The following is a 19,127-nucleotide window of genomic DNA, read 5'->3' as shown; positions in this document are numbered from 1 at the left end:
TTCCCCGGCCGCGTCGGAAAAGGCCGCTCCGCCCCGGATACCGGTCGGCGGAGAAAAGGGTTTCCGGAAATCGCCGGTGCGGGCGGGGATCGGAAATCCAGCGGGAATCGAGCGGGGCAGCGGATGATTTGAGATCCGTTGTTCAGCAGGTTTTGAGAGGTGCGCGTGGGCGGGGAGCGGGGCGTTCTTGAGGTCGGGGACGGCGTATACGCCTATGTGCAGCCCGAGGGCGGGTGGTGCCTGAACAACGCGGGGATCATCAGCGACGGCGGGTCCAGCGCGCTCGTGGACACCGTGGCCACCGAGCGGCGGGCCCGGGAACTGCGGGCGGCCGCGCTGCGGGTGGCGGGACGCGCTCCCCGGGCCCTCGTCAACACGCATTTCCACGGCGACCACACCTACGGGAACTTCCTCTTTCCCGAAGCGCTCACCATCGGGCACGAGCGGACCCGGGCCATGGTCCGGGCGGCCGGGCTGCACATGGCCGGGCTGTGGCCCGGGGTGTGCTGGGGGGACATCGAGGTCCGGCCCCCCGAGCTGACCTTCCGGGACGCCACGACGCTCCACGTGGGCGACGTCCGGGCCGAGCTCATCCACATCGGCCCGGCCGCCCACACGACCGACGACACCGTCGTATGGCTGCCCGACCAGCGCGTGCTGTTCACCGGCGACCTGGTCATGAACGGGGTCACACCGTTCTGCGTCATGGGGTCCGTCTCGGGTTCACTGCGGGCGCTGCAGCGGTTGGCGGAGCTCGGTGCCACGACCGTGGTCCCCGGCCACGGGCCCGTCGGGGGACCCGAGTTGTTCGATGCCAACGCGGACTACCTGCGCTGGGTCCGGGGTCTGGCCCGGGAGGGCGTCGCGGCCGGGGTGAGCCCGCTGGAGCTGGCGCGCGCCACCGACCTGGGCCCGTACGCCGAACTGCTCGACTCCGAGCGGCTCCTGCCCAATCTCCATCGCGGCTACGTCGAAGCCGAGGGGCGGCTGCCCGAGGGGTCCCCCCTGGACGTCGGGAGTCTGTTCGCAGAGATGGCCGTCTTTCACGGACGGCCGCCCGCCTGCCACGCCTGAGCGCCCGGGGCCAGGCTGTTCAGGCGGTCGATGAGCGTCTTCTGCTCCCTCGCCAGTTCCTCGATCCTCGCACCCAGGCGGGCGATCGCCCCGCCCAGCTCGGCGAGCGAGGCCTCCGGGTCCGGCGCCGTCAGGGACGGGGAGTGGTGGAGGATCGCCGCCATGCGGTCGCGCAGGGCCGGGCCGGGTTCCACGCCGAGTCCGTCCACCAGGTGGCGGCGGGCGCGCTCGTACACGCCGAGGGCCTCCGTCTGGCGGCCGCACCGGTACAAGGCCAGCATGTGCAGGTCGTAGAGCCGTTCGCGCACCGTGTGGCGGGCCGTGAGCCGTTCCAGCTCCGGGGCGGCCTCGGCGTGCCGGCCGCTGCGCAGATGTGCGTCGTAGAGGGTCTCCAGCGTGGTCAGCCGCAGCTCTTCCAGCCGCTCGGCCTCCGTCGCGCAGACGGATCCCTGCCCGCTGCCCTCCAGTGCCTGACCGCGCCACAGGGCGAGGGCGTCGCCGAGGAGTTCCGCCGCGCGGACCGGGTCGGTGGCGAGCATCCCGCGGCCCCGGGAGGACAGCTGGTGGAAGTGGTGGGCGTCCGTACCGGCCGGGACCCGCGCCAGCGCGTAGCCCATGGCGTGGGTGGTTATCGCGCCGGTGGCGCCCGCGCGCTGCAGCAGCCGGCGCAGGCGGGCCACGTGGGCGTGCAGGGCGTTGGCCGCGCTCACCGGCGGGCGCTCGCCCCACAGTTCGTGGACGAGCCGCTCGGCCGGCAGCACCTGGCCGGCCCGGACCACCAGAGCGCCCAGCAGCGCACGCTGTTTGGCTCCGGACGGCGCGACGTACGCCCCGCTGCGGCGGTCGAGTACCTCCACCGGGCCCAGGATGCGGAAGTCCATTTCGGTGTCGTCGCCCATGGTGCCGGTTCCCCCTCCCGGCGGAAATGGCCCTATGCCGGTTGAATGCCCTGAGCGGAAGCTACCAGCTTGCTTTCTCCATGCAAATATCGGGGGCGGAGGGCGGCTCGACAGCCACTCAAGAATTCCGGGACCGTCTACCGGGCGGCGCTACGGTGCGGAAGTCGAAGGCTGAAAATCGATGGGAACTCGACGAAATACGGAGGAGACCGTGAAGATTCAGGTTCTGGGTCCGTTGAGTGCCGAGGTCAACGGGGGCTCGATTGTTCCGACGGCTGGCAAGCCGCGCCAGATCCTGGCGCTGCTGTCGCTCTATCCGGGGCGGGTGATGCCCGTACAGACCCTCATGGAGGAGATCTGGGGCACCGACCTCCCGCAGAGCGCGCTCACCACGCTGCAGACCTACATCCTGCAGCTGCGCCGCAGACTCGGCACCGCCATGGGGCCGGGCGTGCCGGGCAGCGCCAAGGACGTCCTCGCGACCCGGCACGGCGGCTACCTGCTGCAGATCCCGCCGGACGCGGTCGACGTCCACGAGTACGAGACCCTCGTGGCGGGCGGACAGCACGCGTACGAGGAGGGGGACGACGAGGCCGCGTCCGACCTGCTGCGCAGGGCGCTGCGACTGTGGAACGGCCCGGCGCTGGTCGACGTGCGCGTGGGACCGATCCTCGAGATCGAGGTCATGCGCCTGGAGGAGAGCCGGCTCGTGACCGTCGAGCGGCGCATCGACGCGGACCTGCGCCTCGGCCGCCACGTCGAGGTCATCGCCGAGCTGACCGAGCTGATCGCCCGGCACCCGCAGCACGAGGGCCTGCACTCGCAGGCCATGGTCGCGCTGTACCGCTCCGGTCGCCAGGCCACCGCCCTGGACGTCTACCGCAGGCTGCGCAACCGCCTGATCGACGAACTCGGGGTGGAACCGTCCCCGCAGCTGCAGCGCCTGCACCAGGCGATGCTGACGGTGGATCCGGCGCTGGACGTGGTGGCGGGGCCGCGCCGGGGGTCGACCTTCGACCTGTACGCGGCCTAGTCGGCCGGGGGTGCCGCGGGCGCCCTCGGCCGCAGCTGACCTGCCCCGCCCCGCTCCGCGCCGCCACCCGTCCGCATCGCGTCCCGGACCCGTACACACCGATTCGAGCCGGTCTCAAGCGCGGTCGGTGAATGTCGAGGCCTACGAGGTGCGGTTCCTGGGAGGTGGCGATGGGCGACGTACGGGCCGTGCGGCTGCACTGTTTCGCACATGCGGGGGCCGGAGTGTCCTCGTTCTACCGGTGGGACAAGCTCGCCGGAAGCGGGGTGAGGACCACGCCCTGGCTGCTGCCCGGGCGCGACGAGCGGCGCCGCGAGGTCCGGCTGACCACCCGCGACGAGCTCCTGTCCGATCTCAAGCCGCTCTTCGAGCAGATCGCCGACGAGCCCGCCGCCCCCTACGTCCTCTACGGGCACAGCCTCGGCGCGACGGTCGCCCTCACGGTCGCCCACGCCGCGCTGGAGTACGGGCTGGCGATGCCGGCGCTGCTGGCCGTCGGGGCCAGCCCGCCGCCGGACCTGCCGGCCGCCCTCGCGAACTCCGCCGAACTGCCGGACGAGGAACTGCTGGGCGTCCTGGACCGGTTCGACGCGCTGCCGCCGGGCGTGCGGCCCGGGGACGTGTGGTTCCGGTCCGTCTTCCCCGTGCTCCGCGCCGACCTCCGCCTCGCCCGCAACCTGCGGGCCGCCGCGGTCGCGCCCACCTCGCCCGGCCCCGTGCCCGTACCGCTGCTCGCGGTCACCGGCAGCGAGGACCCGCTCGTCGGCGCCGAGGCCGCCGCGGGCTGGCAGCGCTGGACCACCGGCCGGCTGGTGCGCAGGACCGTACCCGGCGGCCACTTCTTCGTCCGGGGCGGCGAACTGCCCCGGATGCTCGGCCGGGCCGCCCGCATCGTGCTGCGCCCACACCGGACAGAACAGGGGGACGGGCGATGAGACGCGTCGTCATCACGGGCATCGGGGTCGTGGCCCCGGGCCGCCCGGGTACCAAGGAATTCTGGTCGCTGCTGACCGACGGCCGTACGGCCACCCGCGCCATCACCCTCTTCGACGCCTCCGGCTTCCGCTCCCGGATCGCCGCCGAGGCCGACTTCGACCCCCGGGAGTCCGGGCTCACCGACGAGCAGGCCGGCCGCCTGGACCGGGCCGCCCAGTTCGCCGTCGTCAGCGCCCGCGAGGCCCTCGCCGACAGCGGCCTGGCCGGCTCGTACGACGCCACGCGCACCGGGGTCACCCTCGGCAGCGCGCTCGGCTGCACCACCGGACTCGACGCCGAGTACGGGGTCGTCAGCGAGCAGGGCACCCGTACGCTCGTCGACCACACCAAGGCCGTACCCCACCTCTACGACTACTTCGTCCCGAGCTCGATGGCGGCCGAGGTGGCCCGCACCGTCGGCGCCCAGGGGCCCGTCGCGCTGGTGTCCACCGGCTGCACCTCCGGCCTCGACGCGATCGGCCACGCCGTCGACCTCGTCCGCGAGGGCAGCGCCGACGTGATGGTCACCGGCGCGGCCGAGGCGCCCATCACGCCGATCACCGCGGCCTGCTTCGACGCCATCCGCGCCACCTCCACCCGCAACGACGAGCCGGAGACCGCCTCGCGGCCCTTCGACCGGACCCGCAACGGGTTCGTCCTGGGGGAGGGCTCGGCCGTCCTCGTCATCGAGGAGTACGAGCACGCCCGCGCCCGCGGCGCGCACATGTACGCCGAGATCTCGGGCTTCGCCTCGCGCAGCAACGCCTACCACATGACCGGACTGCGGCCCGACGGCATCGAGATGGCCGCCGCCATCACGGCCGCGCTGGCCGAGGCGGAACTGGTGCCCGGGGACATCGACTACATCAACGCGCACGGCTCCGGCACCAAGCAGAACGACAAGCACGAGACCGAGGCGTTCAAGCGGAGCCTGGGGCAGCGGGCGTACGAGGTCCCCGTCAGCTCGATCAAGTCGATGATCGGGCACTCGCTCGGCGCGATCGGCGCCCTCGAAGTGGCCGCCTGCGCGCTCGCCATCGAGCACGACACCGTCCCGCCGACGGCGAACCTGCACGAGCCCGACCCGGCCTGCGACCTCGACTACACCCCGCTGACCGCCCGCCGGCAGCGCACCGACGCCGTCCTGACCGTCGGCAGCGGCTTCGGCGGGTTCCAGAGCGCGATGATCCTGACCAGCCCGAGCCCGAAGGCGGACCGATGACCACCGTTCTCGCCGCCCCCGTCGTCACCGCCTCCCCGGCGCCCTCCCGTACCGCCGCCCCCGTCGTCACCGGCATCGGGGTCGCCGCGCCCAACGGGCTCGGCACCGAGGCCTGGTGGTCCGCCGTGCTGCGCGGCCGCTCCGGCATCCGGCCCGTCAGCCGGTTCGACGCGAGCGGCTACCCGGCGAAGCTGGCCGGGGAGGTGCCCGGGTTCGTCGACGCGGAGCACGTCTCCAGCCGGCTGATGCCGCAGACCGACCGGGTCACCCGGCTCTCGCTCGCCGCCGCGAAGGAGGCGCTCGACGACGCCGGGGCCGATCCCGCGCAGCTGCCCGAGCACGCAGCGGGCGTGGTCACCGCCAACTCCTTCGGCGGCTTCGAGTTCGGCCAGCAGGAGCTCCAGGCGCTGTGGAGCAAGGGCGGCCAGCACGTCTCCGCGTACCAGTCGTTCGCCTGGTTCTACGCCGTCAACAGCGGCCAGATCTCCATCCGGCACGGTCTGCGCGGCGCCTCCGGAGTGATCGTCTCCGAGCAGGCCGGCGGCCTCGACGCGATGGCCCACGCCCGCCGCCAGATCCGCAAGGGCGCCGAGCTCGTCGTCACCGGGGGCATCGACTCCGCCCTGTGCTCCTGGGGCTGGGCCGCCTACCTGGCCGGCGGCGGGCTCACCGACCGGGAGGACCCGGCCCGCGCCTACCTCCCGTTCGCCGAGGACGCGAGCGGTCACGTCGCGGGAGAGGGCGGGGCGCTCCTGGTCCTGGAGGGCGCCGAGGAGGCCCGCCGGCGCGGAGCGCGCGTCTACGGCGCGGTCGCCGGGCACGCCGCCACCTTCGACGCCGACGGGACCTCCCGGCTCGGCGCGGCCGCCGAACTGGCGCTGGCCGACGCGGGCGTGCACCCCGACGAGATCGACGTCGTCTTCGCCGACGCGGCCGGCGAACGCGAAGCCGACCGCGCCGAAGCCGAGGCCATCACCGCCCTGTTCGGCCCGTACGGGGTGCCCGTCACCGCGCCCAAGTCGATGACCGGGCGGCTCGCCGCCGGAGGCGCGGCCCTCGACGTGGCGGCCGCCCTGCTCACCCTGCGCGACCAGATGATCCCGCCGACCACCGGGACCGAGCTCCCGGCCGCGGAGTACCTGCTGGACCTGGTCACCGGCGCGCCCAGCCCGGCCCTCGGGCTGCCGCTGCGGACCGCGCTGGTCCTGGCCCGCGGCCGCGGCGGGTTCAACTCCGCCGTCGTCGTACGGGCCCCGGACGCCTGACCCGTATCCGTCCCCGAACCACCCACCAGAACAAGAGGGAGACCATGGACCGGCTGGAACTCGACGACCTGAAGCGCATCCTGCGCGAGTGCGCGGGCGAGGAGGAGGGCGTCGACCTCGACGGCGACGTCATGGACCTGAACTGGTTCGAGCTGGGCTACGACTCGCTCGCCGTCCTGCAGACCACCGGGTACATCGAGCGCGAGTACGACGTGCTCCTCGACGAGGAGGCCCTCGACGACGCCGACACCCCGCGCCGCTACCTCGCCATGGTCAACGAGGTGCTCTCCGCCCGGGCCGTGGTCTGATCCGTGATCCAGGAGACCCGCACCACCCGCACCACCGACGCGGGCGCCACCGTCGACACCGACGTCTGCGTCATCGGCGCCGGACCCGCCGGGCTGGCCCTGACGCTCATGCTGCTGCGCTCCGGCGTCCGCGTGACCCTGGTGGAGCGCTCCACCGCGTTCCGCCGCGAGTTCCACGGCGAGATCCTCCAGCCGGGCGGCCAGCGGATCCTCGACGAGCTCGGCGTCCTGGCCGGGGCGGCGGCCCGCGGTGCGGCCCGCCTGAGCGGGTTCCAGGTGCTGGAGCGGGAGCGGGTGGTGCTCGACATCGACTACGGGCGGCTGTCCGCCCCGTACGACCACCTGCTGGCCCTCCCGCAGCCCCACCTGCTGGAGGAACTCCTGGCCGCCTGCCGGGAGCTGCCCGGATTCACCCTGCTCGAAGGGCACCGGATCGCCGCGCTCCGGCAGAAGCGCCCGGACAGGCCCTGCACGGGCGCGGTGGTCAACGGCCCCGACCGGGTGCCGGTCACCGTGCACGCCCGGGTGGTCGTCGGCGCCGACGGCCGGTTCTCCAAGACCCGCGCGCTCGCCGGCATCGACGCCGGGCGGCGCGAGTCCTTGGCCCACGACGTGGTGTGGTTCTCGCTGCACGCGCCCGGCCGGGCCACCGGGCAGGTACGGGTGCACCGCGCGGCGGGCAGTGCCGTACTCGTCCACGACGCCCACCCCGACCGGCTGCGGATCGGCTGGACCCTGCCGCACGGCGGCTGGCACGGCGTCGTACGGCGCGGCATCGAGGACATCCGGTGGGAACTGGCCGAGTTGCTGCCGCAGTACGCCGACCTCGTGCACGAGCAGATCACCTCGATGGCCGACCTGGCCCTGCTCGACGTGTTCGCCTCGCACGCCGGGGAATGGGTGCGCGACGGACTCGTACTGCTGGGCGACAGCGCGCACACCCACGGGCCGATCGGTGCCCAGGGCATCAATCTGGCCCTGCAGGACGCCGCCGCGCTGCACCCCGTACTCGTCCGCGCGCTGGCCGACGGGGAGCCGACGGCGGCGCGGCTCGCGCCCTACCGGGACCGGCGCGCCCCGGCGGCGGCCGCCGTGCACCGCATGCAGCTGATGCAGGACCGCACGCTGTTCGGCGAGGGCGGGCCGGCCGTCTCCTTCCTGCAGGCGCGGGCGGCGGCCGTCGTCACCCGCACCCCGATCGGGACGAAGATCGCCCGGAAGGTCGCGCACGGCCAGGATCCGGCGGGGGTCCGCACCGACCTGTTCCCGGTGCTGCACATCAACCGGTCCCTGTAGGGGTGTGCCGGCGGGCCGTCCGGATCCGGTCCGATCCGGACTGATTCGGGCGGCCGTGTGAATCGGCCGGAAAACGGGGCAGTTCCACATGGAACTTGCCAACTTCCATGTGGAATAGGACATTCAGAGACTGAGGCTTGCTGTTTTGTCAGATATTGCCTGAAAATTGACCCGGACTTGACCTGCCCTTCTCGGAGGCGTTCCTGCGGTGTGCATACGGAGAGGGAGGGGTGCATGGACGGAACCGGAACCGGAACCATGACCGTGGTCATCGCGTCCGGCTCACCGCTCGCTCTCGACCTGCTCGGCCCCCTCGACGCCCTGCTCCTGGCCAGTGCACTCGACATGGCCGCCCCCTGCGAGCCGACGCTCAGCCGCCACACCGCGACCCACCACACCCTCCGGCTGACCTGCCGGACCGGTGAACGGCCCGGCCTGGCCGGCCGGCTTGCGGACCTGCTCACCGACCCGGCGGCGGGCCACGGCCGACCGGGCCGGCGGTCGGGCGTACCGGCGGCCCTCCCGCAGCTGCCGCCCCCCGGCCGCGCGGAGCACCAGGCCGCAGCGGCCGCCGGGCTGCCCGCCTCCGCCCGCCAGCGCGAGGTGCTGCTCGACGCGATGGCCGCACCGCCCGGGTCGCAGCTCCACCTCGGGCAGCTGCACCTGCGCTGGTACGGGCCGCTGGACCGGCACCGGTTCGACGAAGCCTGGCAGGCGGTGTGCGACCGCGAGTCCGTGCTGCGCGCCGCGTTCGCCCCGGGCCCCGGCCGGGGCGGCAGCGGGCCCGTCGTCACCGTGCACGAGCGGGCCGGGATGCGCGTGCGCCACGATCCGTACGAGCCCGGCGACGCGGCCGGCGACGCGGCCGGCGACGCGGCCGCCTGGGCCGCCGCGCTCCGCGCCGAGCGGGAGCGGCCCTTCGACCTCGCGGAGCCCGGTCCGCTGCGCGTGCGCTGCGTCGAGGGGGCGGCCGGAGCCCACGCCCCCGACGCCCGGATCGTCCTGACGTACCACCAGGCCCTGCTCGACGCCCCGAGCGCGCACATGCTGCTGCGCGCCTTCCTGCGGGCGTACGCGGCCGACGGCCGCGTCGCGGGCGGCGAGCGCCGCCCGGGGCTGCCCGACCACCTGCGCTGGCTGGGCGCCCGCGACCAGGGCCCGGCCCGCGCGTTCTGGACCCGGGCCGCCCCGCCCGCCGGGGCCCGTACGCTTGCGGCGGACGCCCCGGTGGCGGACGCCGGACCGGCTCCGGCTGCGGGACCCGCTGCGGCACCCGCGCGCGGTGGCGAGGGGTACGGCCGGGCCGTGGAGCGGCTCAACCCCACCGAGGCGGTACGGCTGCGGGGATGGGCGGCCTCGTGCGGAGTCGCGGAGAGCACCGCCCTGCACGCCGCCTGGGCCCTCCAACTGCGCCGGGCGGCTTCGCCCGGCGCGGCCGACGGGAGCGTCCCGGTCGCCTTCGGCGTCAGCGTCTCCGGGCGCGGCATATCCCTCGAGGGTGCGGACCGGTTGCCCGGCCCGCTCCGCAACCCGCTCCCGCTGTCCGTGGACGTGGACCCGGCGGCCCCGCTCGCCCGGCTGCTGACCGACCTCCGGGACGGGGCGCTGGGCCTCGCCGCGTACGAGTGGGTCTCCGCCGGGCAGATCCGGGAACAGGCCCGCGGGCAGATCCCCGAGCGGGGCGGCGCCCCCGCGCAGCCGCCGCAGACCGAATCGCTGATCACCTTCGAGCGGGTGCCCGTCCGCCCGGGGGCGGCAGGCGCCGGCGATCCGCTCGACGCGGAACTGGCCGCGGCCGGCGTTCGCGTGGGCCCGGCGGAGGACGTCGAGGCCCACACAGGGCTGCCGTTCGCCCTCACCGCCCGCCACGACCGCGCGGGCGGCCTCGTCCTGACCGCCGACAGCGACCGGGCCCGCCTCGCCGACGCCGACGCGGCCCGGATCCTCGAGCAGACCGCGCTCCTGCTGCGCGAGCTCCCCGAGGCGGACCTCCACCGTGCCACCGTCGCCGACGCGCTGGCGCTGCTCGAAGGCCTGCCCCGGCCGGGCGCGGCGGCCGCACCGCGCACGGCGGCGCCCCGGCTGGTCACGCTGCGTCCCGCCGCGTACCCCGGCGCCGGGACGGTGCTGCTCGTACCGCCCCCGGACGCGCCCGCGCAGTGCTACGAGGCGGTGGCGCAGGCCCACCGGGGACTGCAGGCGCTGGTCACCCTCGATGCCCCGGCCGACGCCACGGCCTGCCTCGCGGCGCTGCGGCCGGTCCTCGCCGCGGGCGAACCGCTGCTGCTGGGCTGCTTCTCCGGCGGCGGGGCCATCGCGTACGAGGTGGCCGAGCGCATCGGCGCCCACGGCTGGCGGGCCCCGCTGGTGTCGATCGGCGGCAGCGCCGAAGGCGGGCCCGCCTCGGCCCGGGACCTCTCGCGGGCCCTGTGGGCCGCCGCCCACCACGAGTCGTAGCGAAGCCGCGGTCAGCGGCCGCAGAGGGCCGTGTCCACGAGGTGCTCGAAACGCTTCATGGCGGCCCCGTCCGAAGGCCTGGCCGTCACCGCGATGCTGACGGCGCGTCCGGTGCCGGTGACCCCGACCCGGGTCTCGTACCCGGGGAAGCTGCCGCCGTGCCCCCAGGAGACGCCGCCGCACGACAGCGGCGTGCTCACGAGCCCCAGTCCGTAGCGTGCGCGGGAGTCGAAGGGGTGTCCGGCGGGGACGGTGGTGCGCATCTGGTCGAGCTGGGCCTGCGGGAGGAGGTGGCCGGCGAGCAGCTCGGAGAAGAACCGGTCGAGGTCGGAGGTGGTGGAGACCATCTGGCCGGCCGCCCAGCCCCATGACGGGTCCGTCTCCGTGACGTCGCTCAGCGGCCCGCCCGGCTCCTCCCGGTGGTAGCCCCGGGGGTGTGCTCCGCGGATGGTCGCGTCACCGGGGGCGGGGAAGTAGGTGTGGTGCAGGCCGATGCGCCGGATGACGCGCCGGTCGATCTCCTGCGCGAGGGGGCGGTGGGTGACCGCCTCCACGATCAGGCCGGCCAGTACGTAGTTCGTATTGCTGTACGCCCAGCGCTCGCCGGGGTCGAAATCGGCCTTGTAACGGAGGGCGAAGCCCACCAGCTCGCGGGGCTCGTAGTACCGGGGCCGGAGGTCGGCCCGGGTGTAGTCGGGAAGTCCGCTCGTCTGCTGGAGGAGCTGGCGCACGGTGATGCGGCTGCCGTCGATCCCCTCCCCGCGCACGAGGCCCGGCAGGTAGTCCTCGACGTGGGCGTCGAGGCCGATCCTTCCCTCGCCGACCAGCTGCAGAACGACCACCGCGGTGAACGTCTTGGTGTTGCTGCCGATCCGCACCCGGCCGTCCGTGGGCACCTTCGCGCCGGTGGCCAGGTCGCCGACGCCCGCGGTGTACGTACGGGTGCGGCCGTCGGGGCCGGAGACGCTCGCCAGCGCGGCGGGCAGGCCCTCGTCGCGCACCAGCGCGTCCAGGCCCCGCTGGAGGGTGTCGGGCCGCGGGGCGGCGAACGCCGGCGGCGCCGGCGCGCCGATCGCCAGGAGGCCGGCGGCCAGGGCCCCCGCGGCCCTCGCCGCTCGGGGACGGCCACCCCGCTGCCGCCGGCCGGTGGGACGAGACGCCTGCTGTTCCTGCGCGCGCACGGGCCAACTCCTCTGGAATCATCGGAAATCCAACGGTTTCCGCCGGACCCAGCATGTCCGGACGCGGCCGGACGCGACGATCCCGCCACCCACCCGCCCGAGGTGGGGAAAACCCCCGGCACATGCGGGCGGTGCACCCGTTCGGGGGTACGGCGCGGAGGTCCACGCAGGGGATCTGCCAGGGTGGTGGGTCATGTGGACCTTCAGGGTCCTGTGAACGCGAGAGGGGAAGACGTCATGACCGAGGCCGAACTCAGGGCACTGTTCGACGAGATCGACACGGACGGCGACGGGCGGATCAACATCGTCGAACTGGCGGAGGGGTTCAAGGCCGAGGGCGCCCGGGGGCACCTCGCGGAAGAGGTCAAGAAGGCCATGGCGGCCGACGCGAACCACGACGGGGTCCTCGACTTCGAGGAGTTCCGGACGCTGCTGAAGTAGCCGTCCCGGTCAGGGCAGGTCGTCGCGCGTCACCAGGCGGTGGGCGACCTGCCAGCCCTCCGGCGCGGGGACCAGCACGTCCTCCATGACGCACACCCGGTGCACCTTCGGCTCGCCGCCCCGCGGGGTCAGGTACACGAGCGCGTAGCTGCGGGTGTGCACCGTGCCGTCGGGCTGCGGCCGCGCGTCCAGCATGCCGAGCCAGTGCCGCAGGAGCTCGCCGCTGCCGGCGTGGACCTCCGCGTTGCGCAGGACGTTCGCGGCGAGGGCGGCGCGCCCGACCACCGGCGCGGGCAGCGTCGGCACGTCGAAGACGGCGTCCTCGGTGAAGGTCCGCGCCCACGGCTCGGCCTCGAACGAGTCGAAGAGCTGCATCTGGCGTGAGTAGAACTGCTGGACTTCCGCGTACAGCAGGCCGAACTCCCTCACTGCCGCCGTCGTCGTCGCTGTCATGGGGGAACTCCGTTCCGTCGGTTTCCGACAGCATCCGCACCGCAGATCGAGCGCTCTTCGAAGACTCCTCAAGCGCCGCTGCCCAGGCTGGGCCGACAGGTCCAGGGGCGGCGCCGCAGCCGCGGCCGCCCCGTCGGGAGCCAGGAGGAGAGCACCATGGCGAGATTCGCGTACCCGGAACTCCCGCTGGACGGCCTGCTGCGCCGGGCTGCGGTCCGCGACCCGGCCGGCCTCGCGGTCCGGACCGCCACCGGCGCCGGGTTCACGACCACGGTGACCTTCGCGGAGCTCGACGCCCGGGCCGACCGCTTCGCCTCCTACCTGGAGCACGCCCTCGGCCGGCGCGGGGCCCGGGTCGGCGTCGCCAACGTCCTCGACCCCGTCTTCGCCGCCGCCTACTACGGGACGGTGCGCAGCGGCAACACGGTGGTGCTGGTGAACCCGCTGATCAAGGAGGCGGGCCTGCTCCACGTCCTGCGGACCGCCGAGGCCGAGGTGGCCTTCGTACCGGCGGCCACCGCCGAACTCCTCGTCAAAATGGGCGACCGGCTGCCGCACCTGCGCTCCGTCGTCGTCACCGACGCGCCCGACGGCGTGGTCCCGGGCGACGCCCTCCCGCTGGCCGAGGTCCTGGCCCGCGCGCCCGAGCGCAGGGACCTGCCGGGCGCCGTCGACCTGGACTCCGACGCCTGCATCCAGTTCACCACCGGCACGACGGGCCCGGCCAAGGGCGTCCGGCTCACCCACCGCAACCTGGTGGCGAACGCCGCCCAGACCGCCGCCGCGCACGACCTCGCCAGCGACTCGGTCACCCTCAACCACCTGCCGCTCTACCACACCATGCACCTCAACTCGGGCGTGTACGCGGGGGCCTGCCAGGTGCTGTGCACCGACCCCGACCCGGTCGCCTCGCTCGCCGCCTCCGCCCGCGCCGAGGCCACCCACTACTACGGGCTGCCCGCGCGCCTGCACCGCCTCGCCCGGGACGAGCGGCTCACCCACGACTTCCCGGCCGGGCGCCGCCTCACCGCCGTGCTCTCCGGCGGCACCGCCCTGGCCCCCACCGCCGCCCGGGCCCTGCGCGCCCGCCTCGGCGTGCCCGTCATCCAGGGCTACGGGCTGGCCGAACTCTCCCCGCTCTCCCACTGCCAGGACCCGCACAGCCCCAAGAGCGGCTCGGTGGGACCCGCCGTACCCGGCACCGAATGCCGCATCGTCGCCGTGGGCACGGACACCCCGCTCGACGTCTACGCGACCGGCGAGGTCCAGGTCCGCGGGCCGCAGGTGATGGCCGGCTACCTCGACGACAGCGTCCCCTCGCCGGTCGACGCCGACGGCTGGTTCTCCACCGGGGACGTCGGATACCTGGCCGAGGACGGCGTGCTGTTCCTGGTGGACCGGCTCGACGACGTCTTCAAGTACGACAACGAGCTCGTCTCGCCCAGCGCGGTCGAAGACGTCATCGGCGCCGACCCGCGCGTCGCCGAATGCATCGTCGCGGGCTGGTCCGATCCGGTGCACGGCGCGCTCGTGTGGACCGGCATCGTGCTGCGCGATCCCACCGCGCCAGGCCTGCTCGACGTCCTCGACTCCGTCGTGGAGCGGGCCAACGCCCGCCTCGACGACCACGAGCAGATCCGCCGCGTCGAGGTGCTCGACGCGGTGCCGCGCAACCACGTCGGCAAGCCCGAACGTCGCGCGCTGCGCCAGAGCCTGTGCAGCCGGGCGGCCGCCGAGACGGCGGCGGTGTGACCCGCCCGTCCCCCGAGCGCGCGCGCACTTCATCCCGTACGACCAGAGGAGCGACCACTGTGGCGACCGACGCCGACACGACCCCGACGGCCGGGTCCCCCCGGGTACTCGTGGTGGGAGCGGGCCCCGTGGGCCTGACCGCCGCGATCGAACTGGCCCGCCGAGGACTGCGCGTGCGCGTCGTCGACGGCGCCCCGGGCCCGGCTCCCACCAGCCGCGCGGTGGCCGTCCACCCGCGCACGCTGGAGACGTTCGACCAGATGGGCGTCGTGGACGGGGTGCTCTCCCGCGGACGCAAGAACCGGGCCTTCACGATGTACGCGCGGGGCAGCCGCCTGGTCCGCCTCGAGGCGGACTACCGCTCGATGCCCACCCGGTTCCCGTACACCGTCATCATCGGACAGACCGAGACGGAGGAAGTCCTGCGCGAGGCCGCGGCCCGGCTCGGCGTCACCGTTGAATGGGGGGTCCGGCTGACCTCCCTCGAGCAGTCCCGGCACACCGTGCTCGCCCGGCTCGAGCACGCCGACGGGACGGCCGAGGAGTACGAAGTGCCCTGGCTGGTGGGCTGCGACGGAGGCCACAGCACCGTGCGCAAGGAGCTGGGGCTGCCGCTGCTCGGCGAGTCCAGCGAGACCTGGGAGCTCGCCGACGCGCCCGTCTCCCTCGACCTGCCGCCCGACACCATCTACTGGGTCCACACCGGCAGCCAGGCCCTGATGATGGTGCCCTACCAGCGGGAGGGGTACTGGCGGCTGCTCGACACCATGCCCGTCGGCCGGTCACAGACCCCGGGCGAGACCGCGCAGCGCTTCTCGGAGAAGCTCACGACCGGGCTCGGCCGCCCGGTGGTGGTCGGCGAACCCGACTGGACCTCCGTCTTCACCTTCCAGCAGCGCATGGTGCCGCGCATGCACGACGGCCGCTGCTTCGTGGCGGGCGACGCCGCCCACGTGCACAGCCCCGCCTCGGGACAGGGCATGAACACCGGCATCCAGGAGGCCTACAACCTGGCCTGGAAGCTCGCGATGGTCGCCCGCGGGCAGGCGGGCCGGGAGCTGCTCGTCACGTACGGGCAGGAGCGCGTCCCCGTCGGCAGGAAACTGCTGGGTTCGACGCGCAAGGCCACGTTCCTGGTCCAGTTCAAGAACGCCCTGGCGGGAGTGGGGCTGCCCGTCGCCTTCACCTTCGTACGCAACATCGGGCCGCTGCGCCGGGCCATCCAGCGCAAGGTGCTCGGCGGCATGTCCGGGCTGCTGCTGGCGTATCCCGAGAGCCCGCTGACGACCGCCGACCCGCTGGCGGCGCTGCCCGCGGGCTCGCGCGCCGCGGCCGCGGCCGGGCGCCACCCGGACGACCCCGGCTGCGAGGCGCTGCGCGAAGAACTGCGGGACGTCCGCTGGTCCCTGGTGTGGGCGGCGGGCGGAGAGGGCGAGGCCGGGCGCGTGGCGGCAGCCGCCGCGGCCGTGCACGGCACCTGGCTGTCGGTACGGACCGCGTACGGCGCCGCCGAAGGCGGGCCCGGGGGCGGCCCCGGGCCGCTGGCCGACCCGGACGGGCTGCTGCGGCGCTCGCTGGGCCTCGGGCCCGGCGGCTGGGTGCTGATCCGGCCCGACGGCTACCTCGCCGCGGGAGGCCCGGAGCTCACCCGGCGCGGGCTCGCGCAGGCCCTCGCCCCGCTGGGCCCGGCCGCCGTACTGCCGGACGTGGTCCGGGACGCGGTCCGGCCGGGCCGGGTGTCCCCGCCGCTGGTACTGGCCGCCGCGGTGGCCGCGTCCACCGGTGCCATCGGCACCGTGCCGGTCCTCGACCCGTCCTCCAACGCCTCTCCAGACGACCGCGACACGGTCGAAGTTCCATCACGGGTACTGGAGGCACACCGATGACGACAACGTCCACGACGACAGCACGGCCGACGCCGTCGGCGCCGAAGGCGCCCGAGCAGCCGGTCGCCCTCGTCACCGGCGGCACGAGCGGCATCGGCCTGGCGGTCGTACGGGATCTGGCCGCGCGCGGGCACCGGGTGTTCCTGTGCGCACGGACCCCCGAGGACGTCGAGCGGACCGTCGAAGAGCTGCGCGCCGAGGGCCTGGACGTCGCCGGCGCCGCCGCGGACGTCCGCTCCCGCGAGGCGGTCGCCGAGCTGGTCGCCGCCGCCGTGGCGGAGTGGGACGCCCCGGTCTCCGTCCTGGTCAACAACGCCGGGCGCAGCGGTGGCGGTCCGACCGCCGACATCAGCGACGAGCTCTGGCACGACGTCATCGACACCAACCTGAACAGCGTCTTCCTGCTGACGCGCGAGGTGCTCAAGCACGGCGGCCTCGGCTCGGCGCCGTGGGGCCGGATCGTCAACATCGCCTCCACGGCGGGCAAGCAGGGCGTCCTGCTCGGCGCCCCCTACTCGGCGTCCAAGCACGCCGTCGTCGGCTTCACCAAGGCCCTCGGCAAGGAGCTGGCCCCGGCCGGGATCACGGTCAACGCGGTGTGCCCCGGCTACGTCGAGACGCCGATGGCGCAGCGCGTACGGGCCGGCTACGCGGCGGCCTGGGACACCACGACCGAGGACGTGCAGGAGCAGTTCGAGGCGAAGATCCCCCTGGGGCGGTACGCGACCCCCGAGGAGGTGGCGGCGATGGTCGGCTACCTGACCACGGACCTGGCCGCGTCCGTCACCGCGCAGGCGCTGAACGTCTGCGGCGGGCTGGGGAACTTCTGATGGCGGCCGAGCGGGTGCACCGCCTGGTGCACGAGACCGAGGTGGCCGCCCCCGCGGGCGTGGTCTACGGACTGATCGCGGACCCCGTGCAGTGGCCCCTGTACTTCCCGCCCAACGTGCACGTCGAGCGCCTGGAGTTCGACGGCGTCAACGAGCGGCTGCGGATGTGGGCGACGGCGAACGGGCGGGTCAAGTCCTGGACCTCGCGCCGGGTGCTCGACGCGGCCGCACGGCGCATCGAGTTCCGCCAGGAGGTCCCCGCGGCCCCCCTGTCGGCGATGACCGGCACCTGGATCGTGGAGCCGCTGGGCCCCGAACGCTCGCGGCTGGTCCTGCTGCACGACTTCTCGGTCGCCGGGGACCGGGCCGAGGACGTGGAGTGGGTCGAGCGCGCCACCGACACCAACAGCCGGGCCGAGCTGGGGAACCTGGCGCGGCTCGGCGAGCGCTGGGGCCGCCTCGACGACCTGGTGATGTCCTTCGAGGACACGGTGCGCGTGGACGCCCCGCCGGAGCTGGTCTACGCGTTCCTGGAGCGGGCCGAGCAGTGGCCCGAGCTGCTGCCCCACGTATCGCGGCTGGAGCTCACCGAGCCCGAGGAGCTGCCCGGGGTCCAGGTCATGGCCATGGACACGCTGACGGCCGACGGGTCCGCGCACACGACGGAGTCGGTGCGGGTGTGCTTCCCGGCGGCCGGCCGCATCGTCTACAAGCAGACACGCACCCCCGCCCTGATGTCCGCGCACACCGGCGCGTGGACGGTCACCGGCGGCGCGTACGGCTCCACGGTCACCTCGCGGCACGGGGTGGTGCTCCGGGAGGAGGCCGTCGCCGGGGTGCTGGGCGCCTCGGCCGACCTCGCCGCGGCCCGCCGGTACGTGCGCGAGGCGCTCGGCCGCAACAGCACGGCGACGATGACCCACGCGAAGCAGTACGCGGAGTCGGCGCTGGCGCGCTGAGGCGCGGGGACGGCGCTCCGGGTCGGCTCCAGGCCGTCTCGACCGGACCTCCGTCCCGCACGAACAGACTCTGGATCACTTGTGACGGAAAGGTGTGGCGATGTCGGTCCAGCAGGTGCACCGCACGTCCTATTCCGTGGACGTCAACGCCCCCGCGGGCGTGGTCTACGGGCTGATCGCGGACACGACCCGGTGGCCGCTGTACTTCCCGTCGAGCATCCACGTCGAGCGGCTCGACTTCGACGGCTCCCGGGACCGGTTCCACATCTGGGTGACCGCGAACGGGAGCGTCAGGTACTGGCTCTCGCACCGGACGCTGGACGAGAGCCGGCTGCGGATCGACTTCCGCCAGGAGGTCCCCGCTGCCCCCGCCGTCGCGATGGGCGGCAGCTGGATCGTGGAGCCGCGGGGCAGCGGGCGCTCGCGGCTGGTCCTGCTGCACGACTTCGCGGTCGCCGGGGACCGGGCCGCCGACGTCGAGTGGACCAAGCTGGCCACGGACACCAACAGCCGGGCACAGCTGGCCACGCTGAAGGAGGCCGCGGAGGGCTGGACCCGGCTCGACGGCCTGCAGCTGTCCTTCGAGGACTCGGTACGGGTCAACGGGCCCTCCGAGCTGGTGTACCAGTTCCTGTACGAGGCCGCCGACTGGCCGGAGCGCGTGCCGCACGTCGCGCGCGTCGCCGTCACGGAGCAGGCACCCGGCGTCCAGCTGCTGAGCATGGACACCGTGACCGCGGACGGGTCGGCGCACACGACGGAGTCGGTGCGGGTGTGCTTCCCGGCGGCCGGCCGCATCGTCTACAAGCAGACCGCGACGCCGGCCCTGATGGCGGCGCACACCGGTGAGTGGTCGCTGATCCCGGACGAGAACGGCGTCACCGCGGTCTCCCAGCACAGCGTGCTGCTGCGGGAGGAGGCCATCGAGCGGGTCCTGGGCCCCGGCGCGGACCTCGCCACGGCCAGGACGTACGTGCGCGAGGCGCTCGGCCGCAACAGCACCGCGACGCTGGGTCTGGCCAAGGAGCACGCGGAGACGGCCGTCCGCATGCTGTGAGCCCCGCTCCGCCGGGGCTCCGGCGGCGTGTCAGGCGCG

At 74.3% G+C, this 19,127-nt stretch carries 17 protein-coding genes; 14 read left to right on the top strand and 3 right to left on the bottom strand.

The features are described 5' to 3' along the window. The first annotated feature begins 159 nt into the window (after nucleotides 1-159). Nucleotides 160-1,074: an MBL fold metallo-hydrolase gene (locus ACFY1T_RS25250; RefSeq protein WP_390790184.1), complete on the top strand. Its 915-nt coding sequence runs from the start codon at nucleotides 160-162 to the stop codon at nucleotides 1,072-1,074. On the opposite strand, the gene ACFY1T_RS25245 is transcribed toward ACFY1T_RS25250, so the two are convergent. Further along, the gene (locus ACFY1T_RS25245) at nucleotides 1,044-1,973 is read right to left on the bottom strand and encodes a BTAD domain-containing putative transcriptional regulator (RefSeq protein ID WP_390790183.1); all 930 of its coding nucleotides are present in this window, start codon (nucleotides 1,971-1,973) and stop codon (nucleotides 1,044-1,046) included. The two genes, ACFY1T_RS25250 and ACFY1T_RS25245, sit on opposite strands and share 31 nt — an antisense overlap. 211 nt (nucleotides 1,974-2,184) lie before the next feature. Here ACFY1T_RS25245 and ACFY1T_RS25240 point away from each other — a divergent pair, with 211 nt between their 5' ends. The 7 genes from ACFY1T_RS25240 (at nucleotide 2,185) to ACFY1T_RS25210 (ending at nucleotide 10,529) form a co-directional block, all read left to right on the top strand. Then, the gene (locus ACFY1T_RS25240) at nucleotides 2,185-3,006 is read left to right on the top strand and encodes a BTAD domain-containing putative transcriptional regulator (RefSeq protein ID WP_390790182.1); all 822 of its coding nucleotides are present in this window, start codon (nucleotides 2,185-2,187) and stop codon (nucleotides 3,004-3,006) included. Nucleotides 3,007-3,176: 170 nt separating this feature from the next. Further along, nucleotides 3,177-3,941, top strand: a complete 765-nt coding sequence (locus ACFY1T_RS25235) for a thioesterase II family protein (protein ID WP_390790181.1) — start codon at nucleotides 3,177-3,179, stop codon at nucleotides 3,939-3,941. Further along, a complete protein-coding gene (locus tag ACFY1T_RS25230) occupies nucleotides 3,938-5,203 on the top strand; it encodes a beta-ketoacyl-[acyl-carrier-protein] synthase family protein (RefSeq protein ID WP_390790180.1) in 1,266 nt (421 codons plus the stop codon). Before ACFY1T_RS25235 ends, ACFY1T_RS25230 begins: the two co-directional genes overlap by 4 nt. Continuing rightward, a complete protein-coding gene (locus ACFY1T_RS25225; protein WP_390790179.1) occupies nucleotides 5,200-6,468 on the top strand; it encodes a ketosynthase chain-length factor in 1,269 nt (422 codons plus the stop codon). Before ACFY1T_RS25230 ends, ACFY1T_RS25225 begins: the two co-directional genes overlap by 4 nt. Before the next feature lie 44 nt (nucleotides 6,469-6,512). Next, nucleotides 6,513-6,776 carry an acyl carrier protein gene (locus ACFY1T_RS25220; RefSeq protein ID WP_390790178.1) on the top strand — a complete coding sequence of 88 codons (264 nt, stop codon included), beginning with the start codon at nucleotides 6,513-6,515 and terminating at the stop codon, nucleotides 6,774-6,776. A 3-nt stretch (nucleotides 6,777-6,779) separates the two neighbouring features. Next, nucleotides 6,780-8,072 (top strand): FAD-dependent monooxygenase, encoded by a 1,293-nt coding sequence (locus tag ACFY1T_RS25215; RefSeq protein ID WP_390790177.1) that lies wholly within the window; start codon nucleotides 6,780-6,782, stop codon nucleotides 8,070-8,072. 234 nt (nucleotides 8,073-8,306) lie between these two features. Next, nucleotides 8,307-10,529, top strand: a complete 2,223-nt coding sequence (locus tag ACFY1T_RS25210) for a condensation domain-containing protein (protein ID WP_390790176.1) — start codon at nucleotides 8,307-8,309, stop codon at nucleotides 10,527-10,529. 11 nt (nucleotides 10,530-10,540) lie between these two features. Here ACFY1T_RS25210 and ACFY1T_RS25205 read toward each other — a convergent pair whose 3' ends face one another. After that, on the bottom strand, nucleotides 10,541-11,710 hold the full coding sequence (locus ACFY1T_RS25205) for a serine hydrolase domain-containing protein (RefSeq protein WP_390790175.1): 1,170 nt from the start codon (nucleotides 11,708-11,710) through the stop codon (nucleotides 10,541-10,543). Nucleotides 11,711-11,812: 102 nt separating this feature from the next. On the opposite strand from ACFY1T_RS25205, the gene ACFY1T_RS25200 reads away from it, so the two are divergent. Further along, entirely contained in the window at nucleotides 11,813-12,151 is a 339-nt protein-coding gene (locus ACFY1T_RS25200) for an EF-hand domain-containing protein (RefSeq protein WP_390790174.1), read from the top strand. Between the two features lie 9 nt (nucleotides 12,152-12,160). Here the strand turns inward: ACFY1T_RS25200 and ACFY1T_RS25195 are convergent, their stop codons facing one another. Beyond that, complete coding sequence (locus tag ACFY1T_RS25195; RefSeq protein WP_030870415.1) at nucleotides 12,161-12,604, bottom strand: nuclear transport factor 2 family protein; 444 nt, start codon at nucleotides 12,602-12,604, stop codon at nucleotides 12,161-12,163. A gap of 156 nt (nucleotides 12,605-12,760) precedes the next feature. Between ACFY1T_RS25195 and ACFY1T_RS25190 the strand changes: the two genes are divergently transcribed. The 5 genes from ACFY1T_RS25190 to ACFY1T_RS25170 all read left to right on the top strand — a co-directional run bounded on the left by ACFY1T_RS25190 (nucleotide 12,761) and on the right by ACFY1T_RS25170 (nucleotide 19,088). After that, the gene (locus ACFY1T_RS25190) at nucleotides 12,761-14,356 is read left to right on the top strand and encodes a class I adenylate-forming enzyme family protein (RefSeq protein WP_390790173.1); all 1,596 of its coding nucleotides are present in this window, start codon (nucleotides 12,761-12,763) and stop codon (nucleotides 14,354-14,356) included. 59 nt (nucleotides 14,357-14,415) lie between these two features. Continuing rightward, nucleotides 14,416-16,242 carry an FAD-dependent oxidoreductase gene (locus ACFY1T_RS25185; protein ID WP_390790172.1) on the top strand — a complete coding sequence of 609 codons (1,827 nt, stop codon included), beginning with the start codon at nucleotides 14,416-14,418 and terminating at the stop codon, nucleotides 16,240-16,242. Next, the gene (locus ACFY1T_RS25180) at nucleotides 16,239-17,072 is read left to right on the top strand and encodes an SDR family NAD(P)-dependent oxidoreductase (RefSeq protein ID WP_390790171.1); all 834 of its coding nucleotides are present in this window, start codon (nucleotides 16,239-16,241) and stop codon (nucleotides 17,070-17,072) included. The genes ACFY1T_RS25185 and ACFY1T_RS25180 overlap by 4 nt, the downstream gene beginning before the upstream one ends. Continuing rightward, nucleotides 17,072-18,031, top strand: a complete 960-nt coding sequence (locus ACFY1T_RS25175; protein WP_390790170.1) for an aromatase/cyclase — start codon at nucleotides 17,072-17,074, stop codon at nucleotides 18,029-18,031. The genes ACFY1T_RS25180 and ACFY1T_RS25175 overlap by 1 nt, the downstream gene beginning before the upstream one ends. Before the next feature lie 100 nt (nucleotides 18,032-18,131). Continuing rightward, entirely contained in the window at nucleotides 18,132-19,088 is a 957-nt protein-coding gene (locus ACFY1T_RS25170) for an aromatase/cyclase (RefSeq protein WP_390790169.1), read from the top strand. Nucleotides 19,089-19,127 lie beyond the last annotated feature (39 nt).

Source organism: Streptomyces sp. NPDC001194 (assembly GCF_042896985.1).
Lineage (GTDB): Bacteria > Actinomycetota > Actinomycetes > Streptomycetales > Streptomycetaceae > Streptomyces.
This window is presented reverse-complemented; position numbering and strand designations above follow the sequence as displayed.